Source organism: Hymenobacter agri (assembly GCF_054778495.1).
Map to the genome: position 1 here is coordinate 1 of NZ_BAAGZM010000313.1, position 4853 is coordinate 4853.

Annotated in this window: 6 protein-coding genes; 3 read left to right on the plus strand and 3 right to left on the minus strand. The window is 63.6% G+C overall.

Going from position 1 to position 4853, the window contains the following annotated elements; translation table 11 throughout:
* Nucleotides 1–844 (plus strand): T9SS type A sorting domain-containing protein (locus ACYVDE_RS14550; RefSeq protein WP_460502269.1); only part of this gene is annotated, 844 nt, incomplete at its 5' end.
* Between the two features lie 140 nt (nucleotides 845–984).
* The gene (locus ACYVDE_RS14555) at nucleotides 985–1371 is read left to right on the plus strand and encodes a hypothetical protein (protein ID WP_460502270.1); all 387 of its coding nucleotides are present in this window, start codon (nucleotides 985–987) and stop codon (nucleotides 1369–1371) included.
* Nucleotides 1372–1454: 83 nt separating this feature from the next.
* On the opposite strand, the gene ACYVDE_RS14560 is transcribed toward ACYVDE_RS14555, so the two are convergent.
* Nucleotides 1455–2063, minus strand: a complete 609-nt coding sequence (locus tag ACYVDE_RS14560; protein WP_460502271.1) for a toxin-antitoxin system YwqK family antitoxin — start codon at nucleotides 2061–2063, stop codon at nucleotides 1455–1457.
* 154 nt (nucleotides 2064–2217) lie between these two features.
* On the opposite strand from ACYVDE_RS14560, the gene ACYVDE_RS14565 reads away from it, so the two are divergent.
* Entirely contained in the window at nucleotides 2218–3000 is a 783-nt protein-coding gene (locus ACYVDE_RS14565; RefSeq protein ID WP_460502272.1) for an AIM24 family protein, read from the plus strand.
* Nucleotides 3001–3018: 18 nt separating this feature from the next.
* Here ACYVDE_RS14565 and ACYVDE_RS14570 read toward each other — a convergent pair whose 3' ends face one another.
* Together ACYVDE_RS14570 and ACYVDE_RS14575 are read right to left on the minus strand one after the other, a co-directional pair.
* Nucleotides 3019–3258, minus strand: a complete 240-nt coding sequence (locus ACYVDE_RS14570) for a hypothetical protein (protein ID WP_460502273.1) — start codon at nucleotides 3256–3258, stop codon at nucleotides 3019–3021.
* A gap of 175 nt (nucleotides 3259–3433) precedes the next feature.
* The coding region (locus ACYVDE_RS14575) for a GH3 auxin-responsive promoter family protein (protein WP_460502274.1) at nucleotides 3434–4853 on the minus strand (1420 nt) is incomplete at its 5' end.

Sequence of the window (4853 nt, forward strand, 5' to 3'; positions counted from 1 at the left end):
CTCGGTGGCCCCCGGCGCCACGCTCGTCTCGCGCACCACCGGCACGGCCATCGGCGGGGCCGGCACCAGCCAGAGCATCCTGCGCAATTTCAACATTCAGCCCGCCGTGAACACCGGCCTGAACGTGACGATGAACTTCGCCTACTTCCCCCACGAGCTCAACGGCATTCCGGTGGGCAACCTGGCCCTGTTCAAGTCGGTGAGCGGCGGCACGCCCTGGATTCCGCAACGCGGCACCACGGCCGCCGGCAACGTCATCACCAAAACCGGCATCAGCGACTTTTCCGTCTGGACGCTGGGCAACGCGGCCAACCCGCTGCCCGTCGAGCTGGCTGCCTTCACGGCCGCGCCGCTCGGCCACGCCGTGCTGCTGAAATGGAGCACCGCCAGTGAGAAAAACAGCGCCCGCTTCGAGGTAGAGCGTAGCCTCGACGGCACTTCTTTTGACCGCATTGGTACGGTGGCCGCCGGCGGCACCAGCACCACGCCCCGCGAGTACACCCTCACCGATGCGCAATTGCCCGCCGACCGCACCACGCTTTACTACCGCCTGCTGCAGGTAGACCTCGATGGCAGCTTCCGCTACTCGCCGGTGCGCAGCGTGCGTCTGAGTGAGGCCGCCGAGGGCCTGGCCCTCTTCCCGAACCCTACTACGGCCCACGCCACACTCACGGGCACGCAGCCCGGCACGCTGGTGCAGGTATTCGATGCCCTGGGCCGGTTAGTGGTTTCGGCCACTGCCGATGCCGCCGGCACCGCGGTGCTGGCGCTGCCCGCGGGCTCGGCCACGGGCATGTATATGGTGCGCACCGGCCACAACGCCTTGCGCCTGCTGCTGGAATAACACCGTTTGCTTATTCCTGCCTACTCCCTAAAGCGGCTGGCCAATGGCCAGCCGCTTTTTTGTTGACTGTAGCCGCCACCCAGCGCCGGGCTTTCCCGTACAGCAACGGGTATTTCTTCTGCTTCCGCACCTCCCGCATCATGGCCAAGAAACCCGTTAAACCGAAAAAAGCTGCCGCCGACCCCGCCAAAAAAGCCCGCGTACACAAGGAGCTCGAAGGCTTCGAGATTGGGGTGAACCCGCTGGGCGAAATCACCTCCAACTACAGCATCGAACAGATAAACCAATTTCTGGGCCGCCACGTGCGCGACAAAAAGCTGGTGGACCGCGCCGGCCAGTTCGGCGAAAAGCCCGGCGCCGAGGAGGCCGACGAGGACTTCCCCATCGAAGACGGCCACCAGGAAGTCGAGGAGTCTGACGAAGACTTCATCAAGCGCACCAGCCGCGAGGCCAAGCGCAAAAAAACCGTCGACGACCCCGAAAAGGAGGCCGCCGAAACCCGCAGCGAGCTGCCGCAGGACGAGTAGATTTCTGGTCGCCGGTTTCTTATTTCTGGTTGATAGTGAGCAAACAGATAACCAGACACTAGAAACCCACAACCAGAAACCAGTTAGAGCGTGCTGGTGGTGCCCACGCGCAGGCCCTTCTCAAAGCTCTCGACTTTGAGTAACTGGCCGTTGGCGTAGGTCTCGACGCGGCTGCGCTTGTTATTTTCGAAAATCTCGACCTGCGTGAGCTGGCCCTTCTCGTAGGTTTCGGCGCGGGTGAGGTGGCCGTCGACGTAAGTCTGCACGGCTGACACCTGGCCGTCGGGCTCGTAGCTCGTCCAGGTGCCGTACCAGTAAAAGCGCGGCGCTTTGCCTTTCCCGGTCACCCACTGGGCGGAGCCGCGCCGGGCCAGCTGCCCACCGGGGTGCCAGTAGCTTACTTCGCAGAAACCCTCCTTGCTGTACACCTCGGTACGGTCAAGCTTGCCGTCGGGCGTGTAGTATTGAAACGTTTTCACGGGGCGGCCGTGGCGGTAGCGGCCGGCGGTGTAGGGCTGGTGGTGGCCGTCGTCGTAATAGGTGCGCCAGCGGCCGGTTTCGAGCCCATTACGGTCGAAGCGGTTGTTCTTCCAGAAGGCCCAGGCGGGTGGCGCAGTGGCGAAACGCGAGCCGGCGCAGCTTCCCAGCAAGGTACTGAGCACGAGCAGCAATAAGAGTCGGAAAGCAGGCATGGGCGAAAAGGAAGAAAGGTGAACTATAAAGTTAGTTGAAACTTCGGCTTTCAACGCAGCGCCCCCAAAATATTGTGTGGCAGCCCGGCCCGCTCGGGCGAATACCTAAGTCCCTATATCTTTGGCCGCACCAACCCGCTCACTGGCTTCCGCTATGAATTCGCACGACGTTGACTACCGCATTCTGGGCTCTGATATTCAGGTGCTCGAAATTGAGCTCGACCCCAATGAAACCGTGATTGCCGAGGCCGGCGCCATGGTGTACATGGAAGAAGCCATTGCCTTCGAAACCAAAATGGGCGACGGCTCCGCGCCCGACCAGGGCTTGATGGGCAAGCTGTTTTCGGCCGGCACGCGCCTCATCACCGGCGAGAGCCTGTTCATGACGCACTTCACCCACCGCGGCAGCTACGGCAAAAGCAAAGTGGCCTTCTCCGCGCCCTACCCCGGTACCATCATCCCGGTCAACCTGCGCGAAATGCCCCAGGGCCTCATCGTGCAGAAAGACGGCTTCTTGGCGGCGGCGCGCGGCACCAAAATCAGCATTCACTTCAACCAGAAGCTGGGCGCGGGGTTTTTCGGCGGCGAGGGCTTCATCCTGCAAAAACTCACCGGCGACGGCAAGGCCTTCGTGCATGCCGGCGGCACCATCATCGAGAAGCGCCTGAACAATGAGCTGCTGCGCGTCGATACCGGCTGCGTGGTGGCCTTCGAGCCAGGCATCGATTTCAGCGTGGCCCGGGCCGGCGGCCTCAAATCGATGATATTCGGGGGCGAAGGGCTGTTGCTGGCCACGCTGCGCGGCACCGGCCGCGTGTGGCTGCAATCCATGCCCGTTAAAAAGCTCATTCAGGCGCTATCGCCGGTAGGCGGCAATGCGCAAAAAGAAAGCGGCGGCGTACTCGGCGGCCTGCTGGGTGGCATGCTCGACGAGTAGCCGGGCCGCCTGCTCGGCTTAGTGCAGCCCCTCCGTCATCGGCGGGGTCAATGCCGCCGTTTCCATCATGTTTTTCAGCGCAAAGCCCAGCGCGACCAGCAGCACTACGCCTGCGACCAACGCCACCCGAATGAGAAATTTCTGGTCAGTGTTTTCGTCGTGTTTGCGACGGGCAATCTCGCGGCGCTGGCTACGAGACTTGTACGGGCGTTGATAGGCGGATTTCTGGCTGGCCGAAACTTCGGTAACTGTAGACATAAGAAAAGCAGTACGGGTGGGACGGGCGAGGGCAAGGTAAAATTACTACGGTAATATTACTTATCCGGATTGTATCATATCCAGAAAGTCTACCGGCGGCCCGATTATCTGGCCTAATGTGCCATCTCAGCCGCCTAATGGCTGCTTCTGTGCGAGGCTAACGATTGTGTAGCGGCTACCGGGCGGCAGCTTGCAGCACTGCTTCCAGCACCTCGCGCGAGTTGAGCAGCCGCGGTACCTTGTGCTGCCCGCCCAGCTTGCCCTGCTGCGCCAGCCAGGTTTCGAACGTACCGGCCGGCACTGCGTGCAGGCGAGGCGGCGCCAGGGCCAGCCCCCGGTAGCGCTTGGCAGCGTAGTCCGAGTTCAGCTCGGCCAAAGTCGCGTCGAGCACTGCGCCGAAGCGGGTCAGGTCAGGAATGGATTCGCCCGCAAATTCCAAGGCCCATTCATGCCCACCCCGCGAAGCGGCTTGCCCGGCCGCAAACCAGACCGGCGCGGCCGTGAAGTCGCGTACCGCCACGCCGGTGGCCCGGCAGGCAGCGGCCACGGCAGCCTCAGCACTCTCAATCACTACTTCTTCGCCGAAGGCATTGATGAAGTGCTTGGTTCGCCCCGTAATGCGCACCCGGTACGGCGCCCGCGACGTGAAGCGCACGGTATCGCCCACCACATAGCGCCACAGCCCGGCGTTGGTGCTGATGACCAGCGCGTAAGGCCGGCCCAGCTCCACGGCTTCCAGGGGCACGGCCTGGGGGGCCGACGAGGCCCATTGGTCGGCCGGCAGAAACTCATAGTAAATGCCGTGGTCGAGCAGCAGCAGCAGGTCTTCGCTGCCGGGCTGGTCTTGCAGGGCCAGGTAGCCTTCCGAGGCGTTGTAAATTTCGAGATAGCGCATGCGGGCGTCCGGAATCAGCTGGCTAAACAGCTCGCGGTAGGGCCCAAAGGCTACGGCGCCGTGCAGAAACAGCCGCAGCTGCGGCCATACCTGCATAATATGCTCGGCTCCGGCCAAGGCCACCACCCGGCGGAGCAGCACCACCATCCAGGTGGGCACGCCGGCCAGCACGCGCACATCCTGCCGCAGCACATGGCGGGCAATGCGCTCGAGCTTCTCCTCCCACTCGCTCAGCAGCGCCAAGTGCAGTGGCGGCGTGCGCAGCCCCTCGGCCCAGCCCGGCAGCTGCGCCATAATAACGGCCGACACATCGCCCACCTGCGCCGCCACCTGCTGCGGCTGAAACGGGTTGGGCCCGAGCGCACCGCCCAACGACAGCGTTTTGCCCGCCAGCAGGCGCTCCTGCGGGTACAGGTACGTGCTCAGGGCCAGCATGTCGCGTCCGGCGCGGTAGTGGCCGTGGTGCAGGGCTTCTTTCGTGACGGGAATGAACTTGCTGCGGGCGTTGGTGGTGCCGCTGCTTTTGGCAAACCACTGGGGCTGGCCGGGCCACAGCACGTTGGCCTGGCCCCGCAGCACCTTCTCCAGTTCCGGAAACAGCTGCTCGTAGGTACTCACGGGCACACGCCGGGCAAATTCGGCCGCGCTCAACCGCTCGCCGTAGCCGTAGCGGCGGCCCCACTCGGTGGGCGCCGCCCGG